The organism is Oligoflexia bacterium (assembly GCA_034439615.1).
In the GTDB taxonomy this organism is placed as follows: domain Bacteria; phylum Bdellovibrionota; class Bdellovibrionia; order JABDDW01; family JABDDW01; genus JAWXAT01.
In genome coordinates, this window is sequence record JAWXAT010000037.1 from 1 (window position 1) to 17,598 (window position 17,598).

A 17,598-nucleotide genomic window follows, 5' to 3' on the forward strand; every position below is an offset into this window, starting at 1 on the left:
ATCCGTCACAGCTATTGATTTTAATGTGCGTGAATAAAAATAAAAAACCGTGAAATCACAACTAAACACATGCCAAGTGAAATTTTCTTAAATCTTTGATAACAGGCCCGGATTCTAATTATTACTGCAATCGATTGATAGAAACCCGGATTCCAATTATTACTGCCACCTATTCTAGTGATTAGTAAAAATCACCTCCTTAATGATTTCCTAAAATATACCACTCGCTCCGTTTCATTGAATCCGTATGCGCGATGAGCCTGATGTGACACGTGAGCAGCGATGTATGCGTCTGACCCGAGCTCGCAAAATCCCTTTTTCTTTGCCCACTCCTCGACCGCCGCAACTAATTGGCGGCCAACATTTTTTCGGCGGAATTTAGATTCAACCCAAAGTCCCTCCAGAAAAGGTACGGGTCGATCATGGCAACCGTTTGCAAACGGGCGGATCATGGCCTCTGCAAAGCCAACGGCTTGATCACCATGCCAGGCCAAAAAGCAGACAAATCCTCGTTTACCAAAGAGTTTCTCCATGTCCTGCAGATGCATTTTTCTTGGACCTGGCCACAATTTTCTCCGAAGAAAAAGCCACTGAGGAATATCGAGTTTGATTACTTTATGAATAATTCTCTGCATAGCAATAATTTTGAAAGAGACGGTGGTGCTCGGTCAATAAATAAAACGTTTCAAGCACACCCTTTTCTTACCAAAGGGGTTCTTGACACTCTCCTCTCATCCTCCTAATTTACTCTTCATCTAAAGAAGGGGGCAGATTTTGAATTCCATAAAAAATGGCGCCATTAAATTTATCGCTACAGGTTTTGGTTTAGGCTATTTGCCCAAAGCTCCTGGAACTTTCGGAACCTTACTCGCTTTACCTTTTTTTTGGTTTCTCCACGAAAAAGGGATTTATACATACATGCTGGTGACATTTTTCTTCACCGCATTTGCATGTATCGTCGCTGAACTTGCAGGCCCATTATTTGAAAAATTCGACAGCCCTCATATTGTTATTGATGAAATCGCAGGATTTTTAATCACCATGACTTGGCTTCCACGTACCTGGCAGGCCATACTTGTTGGATTTATTCTGTTCAGAATTTTAGACGCAACAAAACCTGGCCCCATTGGTTATGTAGAGAAAAAAATAAAAGGGGGCCTTGGAGTCGTTGCTGATGATGTGGTCGCAGGCATCTTTGCTAATATGGCACTCCAAGTCATTTACTCTTATACCAATTTATTGGGAGCTCGTCTGTGACGACAAGCCATCTGGTTGCAGCCATTGCTAAAAAATTAATTGAGCAGCGCCAAACTTTTGGCATTGCAGAGAGTTGCACGGGTGGTCAGATTTCCGCAGCTGTCACGGCTTTGCCAGGAGCTTCAAAATATTTTCAAGGTGCAATTGTGAGCTATGACAATTCAGTAAAACATGATTTATTAGGTGTGAAGTTAAGGGTATTAAAGACCGATGGTGCTGTTTCACAAGCAACAGCAAAAGCCATGGCTCAAGGGGTGATCAAAAATCTCAAAGTCCATTGGGCAATTGCAGTTACCGGAATTGCGGGTCCGTCCGGCGGAACAAAAAACAGGCCAGTAGGGCTTGTATATGTCGCCGTCGTTGGCCCCAATGTTGAAACAGTTCAAAAAAGAGTTTTCAAGGGTAATAGAAAACAAATTCAGCAAAAAACTGTGCATGAAGCGCTACGTTTACTGCTTAACAAAATAACTTAAAGTGCAGCGCACACGATTGGCGCTCACAAACTAGAGGAGATCTACAATGTCCCAAACAGGTGAAAGAGAAAAAGCATTAGAGTTAGCAGTTAGTTCTATTGAAAAACAATTTGGTAAAGGTTCCATCATGCGTCTTGGTGGTGAGGAAACTCTCACTGGCGGCGACATCGAAACCATCAGCACAGGCTCACTCGCACTTGATATCGCGTTGGGCGTTGGCGGATTACCACGTGGCCGCGTTATCGAAATCTATGGCCCTGAGAGTTCAGGCAAAACAACACTCACATTGCATGTTATCGCTGAAGCTCAAAAAGCTGGCGGTATCGCAGCGTTTGTTGATGCTGAACATGCTCTCGATGTGAGTTATGCACGCAAACTCGGAGTTAAAACCGATGATTTGCTCATCTCACAACCCGATACTGGCGAACAAGCACTAGAGATTGTAGAAACACTAGTTCGATCAGGTGCAATTGACGTTCTTGTTATTGACTCTGTAGCAGCACTTACTCCACGAGCTGAAATCGAAGGCGAAATGGGTGATAGCCACATGGGTCTTCAAGCACGTTTGATGTCACAAGCTTTGAGAAAATTAACCGGCATTATTAGCCGTAGTAAAACAACGGTTATTTTCATCAACCAAATTCGTATGAAAATTGGCGTTATGTTCGGTAATCCGGAAACAACCACTGGCGGTAATGCTCTGAAGTTTTACTCCTCAGTGAGACTTGATATCCGTCGTATTGGCGCTATTAAAAATGGCGACTTAGCAGTTGGGAACAGAACACAAGTGAAGGTCGTTAAAAATAAATTAGCACCTCCATTTAGAACCGTAGAATTTGATATCATGTACGGTGAAGGTATTAGTCGTGAGGGTGATATTCTTGATCTCGCCTCCAACGATAGTATTGTGGATAAATCTGGAGCATGGTTTAGCTACAAAGGTGAACGCCTTGGTCAAGGCCGTGACGCTGTTAAAAATATGCTTAAAGAAAATCCCACCTTGGCAGAAGAACTCCGCCAAGGTGTTTTGGCTAAGCATAATATTAAAACCCATGGCGCTAAAGATTCCAAAGAATCATCTGGCGCTCCTTCATCACTAGATCCCGCCACAGCAAAAGCTGAGCGTAAAGCCGATGGTGATGGCAAAGCAGCCAAAGACCGCGACCATAAAGAAAAAGGGCATTCAAAAAAGTAATTTATTTTTTAATGCAGCCCGGGTGATGAGCCCGGGCATTTTTATAGCTTTGTGAGATGTTATTTATGAATCGAAAGTTAAAACCAAAATATATAACCGAAGATTTTCTTGATCAAAGGTTGGAAAAGTTTTCAAGAAAACTTAGTACTACAATTATTAAAAGTATTGAGAAAAGTACCAAAAAAACAATTGATGCGAGCATTCTAAATTTCAAAAATGAATATGTCATACCCATGTTTGAAATCACCCATAAACACATGGCGACCAAAGATGATCTTAAACGCTTTGCAACAAAAGAAGATTTCAAAAGCTGTGCTACAAAAGATGATCTTAACCGCTTTGCTACAAAAGAAGATTTCAAAAGCTGTGCTACAAAAGATGATCTTAACCGCTTTGCTACAAAAGAAGATTTCAAAAGCTGTGCTACAAAAGACGATCTCAACCGCTTTGCTACAAAAGAAGATTTCAAAAGCTGTGCTACAAAAGACGATCTCAACCGCTTTGCAACGAAAGACGATCTTAACCGCTTTGCAACGAAAGACGATCTTAACTGCTTTGCTACAAAAGAAGACCTCAACCACTTTACCAACAAATCAGAATTTGAAGAACTCAAAATGGAAGTTCGAAAAACCGGAATAATCGTTGAAGTTATGCAAAAAGACCTCAAAGCTGTAGCTTCAATAGCCTCTGTAATTTTAGAGCATCAGGAATTACATAAACGACATGACAAACGCCTCGATGCCATAGAAAAAAACATCACAGTCATTACCACTGCTTTACGCAAAAAAGATGTGTAATTTCAAATCTCTACCTTTATTTTTTACTGGTTATTAGGATATTCTTTTCATAACTATGCAACTCAACGAGATCCTTACTAAAGCTATGAATATGGGTGCCAGCGACATCCACCTCAAACACGGCGTAATGCCAGTAGTTCGAGTTCATGGCAAACTGATGCCAATAGATAAAAATTCAAAACGACTCACCGGTGATCAAATTGCTGAAATGGCGGCACTCATTATGAGTCCCCTTCATCGTAAGAAATTTGCAGAAATTCATGAAGTAGACATGGGATATGGAGTCGCAGGCCTTGCTCGTTTTCGCATTAATATTTTTCAACAACGTGGCACCGTCGGGATGGTCATTAGAGCTATCCCCTTTAATATAAAAAATCTTGAAGACCTCAATCTTCCAGCTGCAGTTTCAAAAATCACAACTTATGAACGTGGACTTATTTTAGTAACCGGAATCACAGGCAGCGGAAAATCCACAACACTTGCATCGATGCTTGATTACATTAACAGCAATCGAACCTGTCACATATTAACCATTGAAGATCCCATTGAGTATCTCATTCGTGATCGTCGCAGTATTATTAATCAACGAGAACTTGGTTTAGACACACCTAGTTTTTCAATGGCCATCAGACAAGCTCTAAGACAAGATCCAGATGTTATTTTTATCGGAGAAATGCGCGACACTGAAACAATACGCACAGCTCTTGTCGCAGCTGAAACTGGACATTTGGTTTTTTCAACACTTCACACAGCCGACGCCACAGAAACTATTAATCGTATTTTAAGTTCATTTGAACCACATGAACAAGCACAGGTGCGCCTACAACTTGCTGCATCTTTGCGAGCAGTTATTAGCCAAAGACTTGTAACTAAAATTGATAACAGTGGCGTTGTGCCTGCTTGTGAAATCATGGTGGTTAATGCACGCATTCGAGATATGATTGCGGATCCGCAAAAAACGCGAGAAATACCCATGGCTATCGAAGATGGATCACCATTTGATATGCAGACATTTGATCAAAGCCTTATGTCTTTACTGCGACAAAACCTCATTTCATTTGACGAAGCAAAAGCAGCCTCAACAAATTCAGAAGATTTTGCATTACGCCACAAAGGTGTGACCAGTATGGACGGAAAAAAATGGCAAGGATTTGATAATTCCACCCAAAGCTCTGCTCACCATTCCATTCGCAGTGTAGATATCCACACGATTCCGGTTATCAAAGGTGAGAATCGCACCATAGACGATGACCAAGAAGATGATGAGGATTAAAAGTGTCACAAGACGAAGCCAAGCCAGATGATTTTCAAAAAATCAAAGAAAGTGCATTTCGATTGCTTGCTAGGCGCGATCATTCTGCGTTTGAACTCAAACAAAAATTAAAACAGAAATTCTCACTCGCAGATGAAACCTTTCAAACACTCCTCTCCTATTTAAATAATCTAGGCTATATGGCAGATGAAAATGTTTTAAGCCAGCGATGGGTCAAGCAGTGGCGAGCCGAGGGAAGAGGGCGTCAATGGATTCAAGGAAAACTGCGCACCAAAGGGCTCCCTCAAATAGATTTAAGAGACGATGAGAATGAGCTTGAATCAGCAAAAGAATTTCTTAAAAAAAAGCTCTCAAGCTCTATAGAAAAGCTGGATTACAAAAAGAAGGCAAAGCTTGCTCGATCGATGATTTCACGTGGATTTTCAGGCCCGGTTGTGGCAACTCTTCTTAAAGAGATCAATTAAAGGAAACTAATATGCGCGCCACAGAAGTTCGAAAAAGATTTATTGAATACTTCAAAAAACAACAACACGAACACATTGCAAGCTCGCGCTTGGTACCAGACAACGACCCAACCTTACTTTTTACTAATTCTGGAATGGTACAATTTAAAAATGCACTTCTTGGGCATGAAACAAAACCCTACAAACGAGCGACCACATCACAAAAATGTGTACGCGCCGGTGGTAAACACAACGACTTAGAAAATGTCGGGCACACAGCTCGCCACCATACATTTTTTGAAATGTTGGGGAATTTTTCTTTTGGCGATTACTTTAAAAAAGAAGCCATTCACTTCGCATGGGATTTCATAACAAATGATCTTAAAATTTCTAAAGATAAATTATATGTAACGGTTTTTACAAACGACGATGAAGCTCATGAGATTTGGAGCAAACAAGAAAAAGTTCCAACTGATCGCATTTCAAGATTTGGTGAAAAAGATAATTTCTGGCAAATGGGCGATACTGGGCCCTGTGGTCCGTGTAGTGAAATATTTTATGATCATGGCGCTAAATATGGATGCGGCAAACCTGATTGCAAAGTCGGATGCCCGTGTGATCGATTTGTTGAGATTTGGAATCTTGTTTTTATGCAATTCAATAAAGACGCCCAAGGAAATCTCACCCCACTTCCCAAGCCATCAATCGATACAGGTGCCGGCCTTGAACGTATGACTGCGGTCATGCAACAAGTTGCCTCTAACTATGACACTGATCTTTTCTCCGATTTATTTAAAGTTATGGAAAAATATTTTAACCAAAAATACACAAAGTCTGATTCTGAAGTTGGCGTCGCCATGAGAGTTCTAGCGGATCATTCTCGCGCAACCGCCTTTTTGATTGCCGATGGAGTTTTGCCAAGCAATGAAGGCCAAGGTTATGTTTTACGTCGTATAATGAGACGTGGAATCCGCTATGGTAGAAAATTAACTGATCAAAGTTTAATCGTGCCTACAGTTAAAGAAGTCATAAATCTTATGAGTGATACCTACCCTGAACTTCGAATGAGAGAAAAAATTATTATCTCTACCATTCAAACAGAAGAAGAAAGATTTATCACAACCCTTGATCAAGGAACGTTGCTTCTTAATGATGTACTGAGTGATCTAAAAAATAAAAAAATAAAAACAGTTGGTGGTGATGTTGTATTTAAACTTTATGACACTTATGGCTTCCCCTTAGATCTCACCACAGTCATGGCCCAAGAAGCCGGCTTTGACATCGATGTCATTGACTTTGAAAAACGTATGGATCAACAACGAACCCAAGCCAAAGCCAGCTGGAAGGGTGGCAGCACAGATATGATCCAATCGTTATTGGTCCCGGCTGCTGGAAAACTTAAACCCACTGAGTTTTCTGGCTATGAAAGCAATGATGACTCAAGTGAAGTTGTTGCTCTTTTTTCAGAAACTGCACAGGTAAAAGAATTAAAAGGTTCAGGCTCATTAGTTGTCATCAAAACACCTTTTTACGGTGAGAGTGGCGGCCAAGTGGGCGACCATGGAATCTTTAAAACTTCAAATTCTGAAGGCAAAATTTTAGACACAAAAAGAATTAATGATATTTATTTTCATTTCATCGAAGTTACAAAGGGCTCACTTAAAACCGGTGATAAAATCAGTTTACATGTCGATATTTCACGTAAAGCAACGATGAGTAATCATAGCGCCACACATCTTATGCATGCAGCTCTTAGAAAAGTTTTAGGAGCCCATGTTACTCAAGCTGGTAGTAGAGTAGAAGCTTTGCGTTTGCGTTTTGACTTTACACATACAAAACCCATGACTCCTGACGAGATTGATCAGGTCGAAGTACTTGTTAATAAAGAAATCTCAGCTCACAAGATTGTTGGCTCAAAAGTACTTCCTTACAACGAAGCTGTTAAAGGTGGCGCCATGGCATTATTTGGCGAAAAGTACGCAGATGTAGTTCGAGTCATAAGCATGGGTGATTTTTCTCAAGAACTTTGTGGGGGCACCCACGTCAGCAACACGGGTGATATAAGAGTATTTAAAATTTTAAGTGAAGGTGGAGTTTCAAGCGGTGTCAGACGCATTGAAGCTATCACAGGTGATCGTGCCGTCGCCTATTTGTTTAAACGCCATGAAGAACTTTCTCAAATTGAAGAAAATCTAAAAGCAGAAGAGGGTAAAGCCCTTGAACGGGTAAAAAAACTTTCTGAAACTCAGAAAAAACTTGAGCGTGATTTAAAAAATGCTTTGGTTCAAGGTCAATCTACAAATGTCGATGAACTTGTGAGTTCCTCAAAAAATATTAAAGGCGCAAAAATCATAAGTGCTTGTGTTCAGGTGGCTGATCGCGATTTACTCAGTGCACTTTGCGATCGTATCAAAGACAAACTTCAATCAGGTGTTATAGTACTCATTGGTCAATCATCAGAAGGCCCAAGCCCCATCGTAGTCAGTGTCACAAAAGATTTGGTAGGTAAATTTCACGCCGGCAATATACTAAAAAATGTAGCAGCCCTTATGGATGGTAAAGGTGGTGGGCGCCCTGATTTTGCACAAGGTGCTGGACCAAACAGTGCTAAAGCCCAGGATGCAGCTGAAAAAGCCTACGAATTAGTATAAATTTCTTATTTCGCGACTCCCAACTTATCCAATTTAAAAATAAAATAGAAGGTATGAAACTATTGAAAACAGCTTTCTTATTTACCAGTTTATTAACCACGATTGTTCTGTGTCACCCCGTTTCGGCAGCAGACTGCAAATTTGATGGCGAGTTTGAATTGCCAAAGTGCAAGTCAAAAAAAGCCATCGAGTGTACTGATACAACAGTTTCAGTGAAGGTAAGAGAAGAAAAAGCTCCGGCACGACTTGTATTACAACGAGTGCAAAAAAATGGGGCCACCTCAAATGAAGAAACTTATCTCTTAGATGACAAAGAGCATGTACAGCCTGTGAACTCTACTCAAGAGCAAATTTATCGAGCAGCTATAAGTACAAATTCAGGAACACCAAGAGTATTTATTTCTAATACCCGCCGAAGTATTAATGGCGTGGGCGGTGGTTATCATGAAAAATTAAAACTCACATGTGATAAAGGAAATCTCTTATTAGCTCGAGAAATTGTGGGCGTAGTGAGAGCTCCAATGGTGATCGTGCAATCAGTTAAAGAAATCGACAGTAATCGCCTGCCAGCTTCTGTTGATTCCACAAAGTAGACTGAATCTTTTTGACTGGGTTTACGAAACGTTTTCATATCACCTCTTATTTTTACAGATAAATACAGATTAAATACAAGTAATATCAATAACTTATGCGTGCTCTCAACTGGCCAAGATTTTGCTGAAGACAAATTCATGACCAAACACCCAAAACTCCTATCTGCCAAACTCTTAAACTTTCGTTTAAGTCTTGCGAGCATCCTTTTTGTAGTCTCTACTTTGCCCTTAATCGCAAACAGCCAAGTACCCCCAACTCAAAACACACCATCTACCCCAATTTATACGCCAAGCGCGATTAGCGATGATTATACTAGAATGTTTGAATACAGTTTAAAGCTTCTTTTGCTCCCAGAAGTACGTGAATTTTTCATGGATATTTTCAAAAAAGAACTTCAAATCAGCCCTGAATTGCGCTCAACCATGAAAATGCCTGAAGATTTTAAAGTAAAAGAAATGTCTGAAAGCCAATTTATTTTTCTACTCCAGCAAAATCCGAGCCTTTGGAATTACCTTGATCAATACTTAGAAGAACTTCCACATCTTAAAATTAGAAAAAATGCCAATGCAAAAACTCGCGAAGCTTATGAAGCTGTAAAAGAAAAATGGCGCGCTCGCTTTAGACTATGGATCGCAGACCAAGGTGTTTTGGGTCGTTTTAAAGTCTATAACAATCCAGCCAGAACCATGCCACTACTCCAAGCAGACGGAAAAGCCGGATACTTTGAACCAACAGTATACTTTAACCACCCATTGAAATATCCAGATGGCCGCACCACAGAGGCCGTAAATCTCAAGCAAGTGTGGATTGATTTTATTCGTGGAGCAAAACAACAATTAGCCATTAATGTTTTTGATTTTGATCTTCCAGAAGTCGCAGAAGAAATTATCAAAAAGAATTCTGAGTTTTTAAAAAATAAACTCCCCGCAGTAAGAGTCGGTATCGACGCATCAGTAATTAAAGATAAAACAGAAGTTAAAAAAATCTACCAACTACTTAAAACAGCCGGTGTGAATATCTTTAAAGTTAATGCAACAGGCCTTAATCATCACAAAATTGCAACTCGAGATTGGCAACTAAAAAGTAATGGCATGGTTTTACTATCCTCTGGAAACCTCACCTTTTCATGTATTGATCCATTGGGCGATTACATATCGGGCAAAGTTATTGCTGAAGACCAGAAGTATCTGCTCCCCAACGCAAATCACATCATCACAATGCGCAGTGATTCATTTTCACAGCTAGTGAATTATCAGCTCACTAAAATTTTAGATCTTAAACTACGTGGTAGTGAAAATCCGTTAGGTGGTGCTTTTAAGGTTTTTGGCGAATCCCTCGGAGGTGTTAAAGAATTGCCCTTCATGATTGCTGGTTTTTCACCAAAGGGTGGGCTCGGTGATATCAATCGCGATATCATTGCACAAGTAATCGCAAAAACCCAAGGTCGTATTCGAATGATCCAATTTGCTTTTTCATCTAAATCAATTGAGGACGCACTCTTTGAACACTCCAGAAAAGAAAAAGTTGCAGGCCGAGAATATATTTTTGAAAGTGTGAGTCATACTGCATTTTCTTTAGAATATTGGAGCCGCTTTCTCATTATGTCGGGCTACGACGTAGTAGATACAGCCGATGGAAAGCACTATGTGTTAAACGCTGACAGTCGCTGGAACAAAGAGTTCACCACTGATGAAGCAAATAATAATCGCGCACGCATGTTAGTAGCCCCCAATAACTACGGGCAACATTTAGTGCGCCTCGATGATGGATCAACTTTTGAAGTTCGATCTAAAATCCATCATAAAATTATGATCTGTGGAGAGGGTGAAAATACAACTCTCATTATCGGTACCTCGTACAATTTCACAGAATCGGCGAACACCAATAACGAGCACATCCTTGTCATTAAAGACCCTCGGGTTGTTCCACAGGTTTTAGCTGCATTCGAAAATCTTCGAAGCCAAGCAAGCTCTTCTGTCGAAGTCATCACACGTAAACGAAATGTTTATTTAAAAAGCGATGGCAAAATGGATATGGAAGAAAGACGAGCCACTGAAGAACTAAAAAGAACCATTGAAAAGAATAAGAGAAAACTCGTGGGTAGCAATATTTTATTATCAGGATTTGAATTTTGCTCAAAACAACTTAAAGAATTACTAAAATCGACTACTTCTCACAAAAAGCGATAGCCTCTCGCTCATTGCCTGGGGGATTTGCGGTATTAAATTGCAGAAGTTTTTGAAAATGATTTAGCGATTCTTCAAAAATTTCCATGGCTCAAACTTGAGCAGCCATATGACTCAGTATTTCAAACATCACATCTACAGCTAAGAGCTGAGTGATCTGTGCAGGATCAAATTGAGGAATAACCTCAACTACGTCACCACCCACAAGATTTACCTTTGGAAGATTTCTAAGAAACTGTTGAGCTTCATACGAATTCAAACCACCAATTACTGGGGTTCCGGTACCAGGAGCACAAGAAGGGTCCATCGCATCAACGTCAAAACTGAGATACACGGGAGTATCACCAAAATCAGGCCATTCTTTAACGAGTGCATCCACACCGCGTTTACGAATTTCATCAATTGTCCAAACTTTAAATCCATGTTTGCTTGCGAAATCTGAATCCTCTTTAACTGCAAAAGGACCACGAATACCAATTTGTACTGTCTTTTTAGGATCAATCAATTTTTCAGTCACAGCATGACGGGCAAAAGTTCCGTGATGAAAATCACAATCCCACGCAGGTGGATAAGTATCATAATGCGCATCAAAGTGAATGAGCCCAATGGGTTTTTTGTAGTGTTTATTAAGCGCACGCAAAATAGGAAGTGTCACCGAATGATCACCGCCACTTGCTATAAATTTTTTGCCATCTTTTACAAGACCATAAACAAATTTTTCAATGCGATCATAAGTCTGCTTAAGATCAATGGGTACAGTTGGACAATCACCAACATCTGCTACTTTTAATTTTTTAAAATAAACAAGATCCCGATTCCAGTGATATCCACGCCCAAGTGAAGATGCTTCGCGAATATGTGTGGGAGCAAATCTTTGGCCCGTGCGATAACTGGCGCCACCATCAAATGGAATTCCAAAAAGTGCTACGTCAAATTTTGCGTCAGGCTCGGCAATAGGAAGCCGGAAAAAAGTTTTGATTCCTGAAAAACGTGGAAACTCGCGACCTTCAAGGGGTTTAAAATCCATAAATTCACATCCTCTCTAACGAGCCATGCTACCTCACCCTGTTTTTAGGTCAATAAAATGCGCAAGAATTGTGCGTTGCATTATTGACTAGTGATTCAGCCTAGTAGATATTAATTTCGATGAAAATTTCTCAAGCCCTTTCAAAGTGGTACCGTGCCAATAAAAGAGACCTTCCTTGGCGCAAATCGCAAGATCCATATAAAATTTGGATTTCTGAGATCATGCTGCAACAGACAACTGTGAGAGTCGTTATTCCCTATTTTGAAAAATTCATTAAATCATTTCCAACTGTTAAAGCACTAGCAAATGCGACAGAAGAAAAAGTTTTAAGCCACTGGTCAGGACTCGGTTATTACTCTCGAGCTAAAAATCTACACAAAGCTGCTAAAAAAATTTCAGCTCAGAAATATTTTCCACGAACTTACATAGAACTTTTAGAACTTTCAGGTATTGGGCCATATACTGCAGCCGCCATCGCTAGCATTGCGTTTAATGAAGAGGTTCCAACTATTGATGGTAATGTCATTCGCGTGATCACTCGACTTTTTGATATTTCACATGATGTGAATTCACGATCGGGCAAAGAGGCTATTGCCCATAACGCAGCAGTACTGATTAAAAATCAAAACCCTTCAGAACATAATCAAGCCATGATGGAATTAGGGGCGACGATCTGTTTACCACAAAATCCGATGTGCATTTTGTGTCCTGTGAATAAAAATTGCCAAAGTTTTAAGGCGCATACGATGAATCAGCGCCCGGTTAAGCAAAAAGTACGAAAACAAGAGCCCTGGCTTTGGACACTTTATGTTGTTAAAAAAGGAAACCAATTAGCGCTTGTCAAAAATAGCAATGGCACACCGTGGTTAAAAAATACATGGGTGCTTCCAGGTGAAGCAAAGGAATGGAATAATAAAACGCCACCGCTCTGTGATTTTAAACACTCCATTACTCATCATAAAATTTTTGTGAAAATCCAGCATAAAAAACAAAAAGATTTAAAAAATCCTAATGTCGTCTGGGCTTCAGCTGGTGAAATGAAAAATTTAGGTGTCTCAAGCATTGTTCAAAAAGTATTGAACTTATTAGACCGTTAAGAGTATTCTTAAACCCATGAAACTTCTTTGGCTTTTCTCTATTATTGCGATTGTGATGTCGTGTAGTACAACGAGCAAAAACAATACACCCGTATACGAATCAGTTCCGACGCCACCAGGTTTTGTTGATAGTACAATTAATCAACTCACCTCTGACGGCGATAATTTCTACGCTTCTTTTTCTACAGATGGTTCAAGAATAATTTACCTCAGTAAAAACAAATCAGCTCACAAAAACACCCAGATTTATATCATGAATTTAAAAAATCCTCGTCACCGACGAATCACGTATAATGACGGCGAAGACACAAGCCCTCGTTTTTCACACGATGGTAAAAAAATTATTTATTCATCAACTACAGATGAACAAAAAGAAAAAAATAAATCAGTCCACCAACCAAAAAGCATCACGCCCAATGAACAAATGGCAAAACTCTATGAGTGGAAATTTCTTAACAATGAAATCTATCAATCAGATGCCGATGGAAGTCATATTGTACGCCTCACACGACACACTGGCTATGATGCCGAGGGCATCATCACCCCCGACGGAAAGAAAATATTCTACACCAGCCTCAGCGGTGAAGATTTAGAAATTCACTCAATCGATGCACAAGGCCGCGCTCAAAAACAAATTACAAGTCTTAAAGGTTATAATGGCCAAACACAGTATTTAAGTGCAACAAAACAACTTGTCTGGAGTGGTACACGATCTGAAGAATCAGCGCAAATTCATGTTGCTGATAACGCAGCTAAAAAGATCAAACAATTAACCACAAAAGTTGCGATTCACTGGTTTCCCTCATGGAGCCCCGACGGAAATAAAATAATTTTCAGCAGTAATCGCGACGATAATAAGAATTTTGAACTCTATCTTATGAATGCCGATGGAACATGCCTAAAAAGACTCACCTACGTAGGTGGAACAGATCTCATGCCCAGCTTTTCACCTGATGGTAAAAAAATTCTCTTCACTAGCGATCGCACAGGAACAAGCCAAATTTATCTAATGGATCTCCAAGAACCTCAAGAATGCTCGGCTGAGGTTTTATAAAAAATTATTTTTGCGCTTCAAATATCACATCGAATTCAGTAACTTTACCATTTATTAAATATTGTAATTTTCCGTCTAACAACTTAATTGTCAATTTAGGTATTTTTTTAATTTTTAATTTTTCTTCATACGTATAACTCACCACTTGAATTTTTGCTATTTTCGAAAAACCGTTGTCGCCAATTTCATAAATATACCACCACAAAGCAGTTTGAATGCTGCTCGTGCCTTGTGGTGTTGACCAAATTTTGATTTGCAAATACTGCTTATCACCAATTGTTGAAACAACAGAATCTAACCATTCATCTTGATCACCAAAATACGGAACACCTTTTACAAAGTCACCATGCGGGGTAGATAAATTAACAATTCTTTTATTAATATCTACCGTAATATGATTATCCCCTGCAGGCAGGCGCTGGATTTTACTATTTTGTGCACTTGAAGTGTTGGCACCCAATATGCTCAATAGCACTACAATCAAAAATTTCATTATCTCATCCTCATCTTAATCGCCATTTTTTCCAGCCTTTGACTTACTGTTTCTTGCAGCTCTTGATGTTCGCGCTTCACATGATTTTTTACCAGGGTAATTGGTTTCCCACTGTTTTGCCTGAGGACAACCCGCATTTACTGAAGGAATATTTGAAATTTTGATAACTGAGCTTCCCGATTCATCAAACGAAGGGTATTCCATTTCAGCATAAATACGGTTAAATTTTGGTACTCCCGAACACCAATTTCCGCCACGATTTACACTATGAGTATAAAAATATATACCATCCATAGGTATTTTCGGTTCAATCCTCTTTGTAACTTTAGTCCATTTATATTTGAGATCAAATTCTTTAGGATCAGTATACATCAAGAGGGCTAAATCCATTGCACGATCAAATTGTTTTCTCTTAACTTCAAATTGATTTTTACGGATTTCATAATTTTTCTGTAATCCTTCATGCTCTCTTTTAGTTCTTCGATAGTTGTTTAATTCTGTTTGATATCTTTTCATTTCTATTTTGGATTGATTATCGGGTGGTATCGGCATTTTCATACTAAATTCACTTGGCTCATCACGAGGCGGTTTCAAGGGACATACGACTTCATCTAGATTTGGGTCTTTAGGATTATACAATGAATATGCATGTGATTTACTGACGACATCTTCTATTGGATTAGTAGGTGAATCTGTAATTAATGAGTCAGCATGTCCAAATTCACCAGATGAGTATTGTGATTTGCTTTCTTTATTAGATCTAGAATCTCTTATTGGCACTACTTGATTACTTAACATCACGCGATCTAAAATATTGCGAGCGACCATTTCAGCATGCCCGGATGTATCAACGGGGTTATCTTCAGAGGCACAACCTCGTGTTTCTCCCCATATGGTACGCGCTAAACCATCAATAGCCCTCATATCATCCAATGTAATTTTTCTTTTCTGTGGCTCAGGAACATTTCCACCTTTTCCATCATTTGCCTTATCCCAAAAACTTACAAACTCTCCCTTTGGCAACTTTATTACTTTTTTAGCTTCTGGCACTGGCGGTATTGGTTTTTTCTTTGAATCTAGTTCATTCGGCTCATCATGATTAATAATTTTTTTCCAGAATGCGCCAATATTATTATCATATCCATTACCCGGTTTACGATTAAGATGTGTTAAAAAAATATCAAAAGGTGGTTCGGGTTTTGAATAACATGCACCTAAATATTTTTTTAGATCTTCCGTGTTTAATGAATTTGATACGGGCTTAGGCGTAGGCTCAGGTACAATCGGTTTTTCATCTGATTCAGTTTTGGGTTTAAGAAGGTAATTTGCAATATTTTTTAACTCACCTATAGCATCTTTAAGATGTGTGCAACAACCTGGCTTCGCACCAGCATCTATATTTTCTTTGCTGGCCCGTTTTGGTGTGTGTTGAGCAGTTGGCATTGGAGTTGGAGTCGGTGTAGGCGTTGAGGCAGGTATCTTTTTTTCTTTTTTAATTATCGGTGGTGGCAAAAGTTTTTTATCAATCCAAGTATCACAAGTTACACTTATATATTGCCCCAGATATTTTTTATTCGCATCATTGGCATATGAAGGAACAATGTATTGAACCTTTAATTGTACAGAACCACCTTCTTCACCAATCTTATAAACCTCAGATAACGAATTAGGCCATGCATTCTTAGTTGTTCGATCAGCTGTTGTGTAACCAATTACCGGTTTTGAAAATTGATACTCTCCTAAACCTGATTTTATTTTAGGTGGTGCGCATCTTGGTGATTGTGTGAATATAATTTTTGTACATTCATTCTCATCAAATACTTTACCTTTAGTAGAAGCACAATCAGTCGCCAACGCAACGGAGCTCATTGAAATTACTATGAATATGATTAAAACCGACCGCAGATTCATCTAAGTATAGATCGGTGTTTAACACTTGTTTCTAAATCATTTTCTGCTTAAACTTTAAGATCAAAAGTCAGCGCTGGAGGCTGCGTAAATATGATTCATTTTTTACGAAAAAGATTAGCCCTAAGTCTTGTTTTTTTAGGCCTGACTTGTATTTTAACATCACCCCAGGCCTTTGGTCTCATAACACCTAATTATTTTTCTGATAATGTACGTAAACTGAATTTAAATGTCGCAGACAAAAAGTGGGATTTTTTTGATGCTGAAGATACAAGCAGCAAAACAAGTCAAACTGATCTTGAATTGCAGTTTGTCGCACGTGCTCCAAAAGTTAACGAAAATAAAACACAACCCACACTCACTTGGCGCGTCGATAAGGGTGAATGGGATTCCGCAAAAAAATATTCATCCAAATGGCTTAAAGAATTTCCTAAATTTGGATATGAACTTCAAACTTCTGGTGATGCGAAGTATGGCGCACTCAATGGTTTTGATATGGAACTATTATCTACGATTTCTGATCGTCGCATACGACAATTTGTTGTCGCTCGCGCTAAAGAAATGTGGGTGTTTACTTGTTCTGCAGACACAAAACATTTCAATGAAGCATGGGATGCTTGCCGGAAAATTCTAAATACTTCTAAATTTCAAAAATAAATTTATCTGAATTTAAGAAAATCAAAAAAAATTATTTAAATAATTTTGAGAAAAAACTTTTTACTTTGGTGGTAATTCCAGCTCCTGAATCAGTCGCCTTCTCATTACCTTTGTAAACTCGATGTGTGTCTTTTTTAAGCGGCCGACGAGGCGGCATGACCGCTGTAGCTTGTTGACGTTGATTATTTTTCTGATTGTGTTGATTTCGCTGACCACTTGGCTTTGTTACTTGTTGCGGTTTATTTTCTGTTTTATCACCAAACAATCCACCATGACGCCCCGAACGACGATCACGATGTTCACTAGAAACAGCATTGTGTGTTGAATCAGCTGTTTGACCGTGGGCTTCTTTGTCGTTTCGAACTTTTGGAATTTCTTTTACTGCCGTTGCATTCTGATTATTCTTAACGGGCTGTTGTCTTGCTGCACCGTTGGCTGCTGGTGGTGTCGCACGCTGTTGTGGTGGTCTTTGCTGAGGCTGAGATCTCGGTGC

At 39.4% G+C, this 17,598-nt stretch carries 17 protein-coding genes; 12 read left to right on the forward strand and 5 right to left on the reverse strand.

Annotated elements, in window-relative coordinates:
- Window positions 1-191: 191 nt before the first annotated feature.
- A complete protein-coding gene (locus SGI74_09640; protein MDZ4677757.1) occupies window positions 192-635 on the reverse strand; it encodes a GNAT family N-acetyltransferase in 444 nt (147 codons plus the stop codon).
- Window positions 636-774: 139 nt separating this feature from the next.
- Between SGI74_09640 and SGI74_09645 the strand changes: the two genes are divergently transcribed.
- From SGI74_09645 to SGI74_09685, 9 genes are all read left to right on the forward strand, one after another.
- Window positions 775-1,257, forward strand: a complete 483-nt coding sequence (locus SGI74_09645) for a phosphatidylglycerophosphatase A (protein MDZ4677758.1) — start codon at window positions 775-777, stop codon at window positions 1,255-1,257.
- The gene (locus SGI74_09650) at window positions 1,254-1,730 is read left to right on the forward strand and encodes a CinA family protein (protein MDZ4677759.1); all 477 of its coding nucleotides are present in this window, start codon (window positions 1,254-1,256) and stop codon (window positions 1,728-1,730) included. Before SGI74_09645 ends, SGI74_09650 begins: the two co-directional genes overlap by 4 nt.
- 46 nt (window positions 1,731-1,776) lie before the next feature.
- Window positions 1,777-2,925, forward strand: coding sequence for a recombinase RecA (recA, locus tag SGI74_09655; protein MDZ4677760.1), 1,149 nt, complete (start codon window positions 1,777-1,779; stop codon window positions 2,923-2,925).
- A gap of 65 nt (window positions 2,926-2,990) precedes the next feature.
- Complete coding sequence (locus SGI74_09660; GenBank protein ID MDZ4677761.1) at window positions 2,991-3,722, forward strand: hypothetical protein; 732 nt, start codon at window positions 2,991-2,993, stop codon at window positions 3,720-3,722.
- A 55-nt stretch (window positions 3,723-3,777) separates the two neighbouring features.
- A complete protein-coding gene (locus tag SGI74_09665) occupies window positions 3,778-4,995 on the forward strand; it encodes a type IV pilus twitching motility protein PilT (GenBank protein MDZ4677762.1) in 1,218 nt (405 codons plus the stop codon).
- Window positions 4,996-4,997: 2 nt separating this feature from the next.
- Window positions 4,998-5,459: a regulatory protein RecX gene (locus tag SGI74_09670; GenBank protein ID MDZ4677763.1), complete on the forward strand. Its 462-nt coding sequence runs from the start codon at window positions 4,998-5,000 to the stop codon at window positions 5,457-5,459.
- A gap of 11 nt (window positions 5,460-5,470) precedes the next feature.
- Complete coding sequence (alaS, locus tag SGI74_09675) at window positions 5,471-8,089, forward strand: alanine--tRNA ligase (GenBank protein ID MDZ4677764.1); 2,619 nt, start codon at window positions 5,471-5,473, stop codon at window positions 8,087-8,089.
- Between the two features lie 53 nt (window positions 8,090-8,142).
- Entirely contained in the window at window positions 8,143-8,682 is a 540-nt protein-coding gene (locus tag SGI74_09680) for a hypothetical protein (protein ID MDZ4677765.1), read from the forward strand.
- Window positions 8,683-8,820: 138 nt separating this feature from the next.
- The gene (locus SGI74_09685; protein ID MDZ4677766.1) at window positions 8,821-10,872 is read left to right on the forward strand and encodes a phospholipase D-like domain-containing protein; all 2,052 of its coding nucleotides are present in this window, start codon (window positions 8,821-8,823) and stop codon (window positions 10,870-10,872) included.
- An 88-nt stretch (window positions 10,873-10,960) separates the two neighbouring features.
- Here the strand turns inward: SGI74_09685 and speB are convergent, their stop codons facing one another.
- Complete coding sequence (gene speB, locus SGI74_09690) at window positions 10,961-11,896, reverse strand: agmatinase (GenBank protein MDZ4677767.1); 936 nt, start codon at window positions 11,894-11,896, stop codon at window positions 10,961-10,963.
- A 119-nt stretch (window positions 11,897-12,015) separates the two neighbouring features.
- On the opposite strand from speB, the gene mutY reads away from it, so the two are divergent.
- Window positions 12,016-12,993: an A/G-specific adenine glycosylase gene (gene mutY / locus SGI74_09695; protein MDZ4677768.1), complete on the forward strand. Its 978-nt coding sequence runs from the start codon at window positions 12,016-12,018 to the stop codon at window positions 12,991-12,993.
- 16 nt (window positions 12,994-13,009) lie between these two features.
- Window positions 13,010-14,047, forward strand: coding sequence for a hypothetical protein (locus SGI74_09700; GenBank protein MDZ4677769.1), 1,038 nt, complete (start codon window positions 13,010-13,012; stop codon window positions 14,045-14,047).
- A gap of 4 nt (window positions 14,048-14,051) precedes the next feature.
- Here the strand turns inward: SGI74_09700 and SGI74_09705 are convergent, their stop codons facing one another.
- Entirely contained in the window at window positions 14,052-14,540 is a 489-nt protein-coding gene (locus SGI74_09705) for a hypothetical protein (GenBank protein ID MDZ4677770.1), read from the reverse strand.
- 15 nt (window positions 14,541-14,555) lie between these two features.
- The gene (locus tag SGI74_09710) at window positions 14,556-16,409 is read right to left on the reverse strand and encodes a hypothetical protein (GenBank protein ID MDZ4677771.1); all 1,854 of its coding nucleotides are present in this window, start codon (window positions 16,407-16,409) and stop codon (window positions 14,556-14,558) included.
- A 132-nt stretch (window positions 16,410-16,541) separates the two neighbouring features.
- On the opposite strand from SGI74_09710, the gene SGI74_09715 reads away from it, so the two are divergent.
- Window positions 16,542-17,105: a hypothetical protein gene (locus SGI74_09715; protein MDZ4677772.1), complete on the forward strand. Its 564-nt coding sequence runs from the start codon at window positions 16,542-16,544 to the stop codon at window positions 17,103-17,105.
- 31 nt (window positions 17,106-17,136) lie between these two features.
- Here SGI74_09715 and SGI74_09720 read toward each other — a convergent pair.
- The coding region (locus SGI74_09720; protein MDZ4677773.1) for a hypothetical protein at window positions 17,137-17,598 on the reverse strand (462 nt) is incomplete at its 5' end.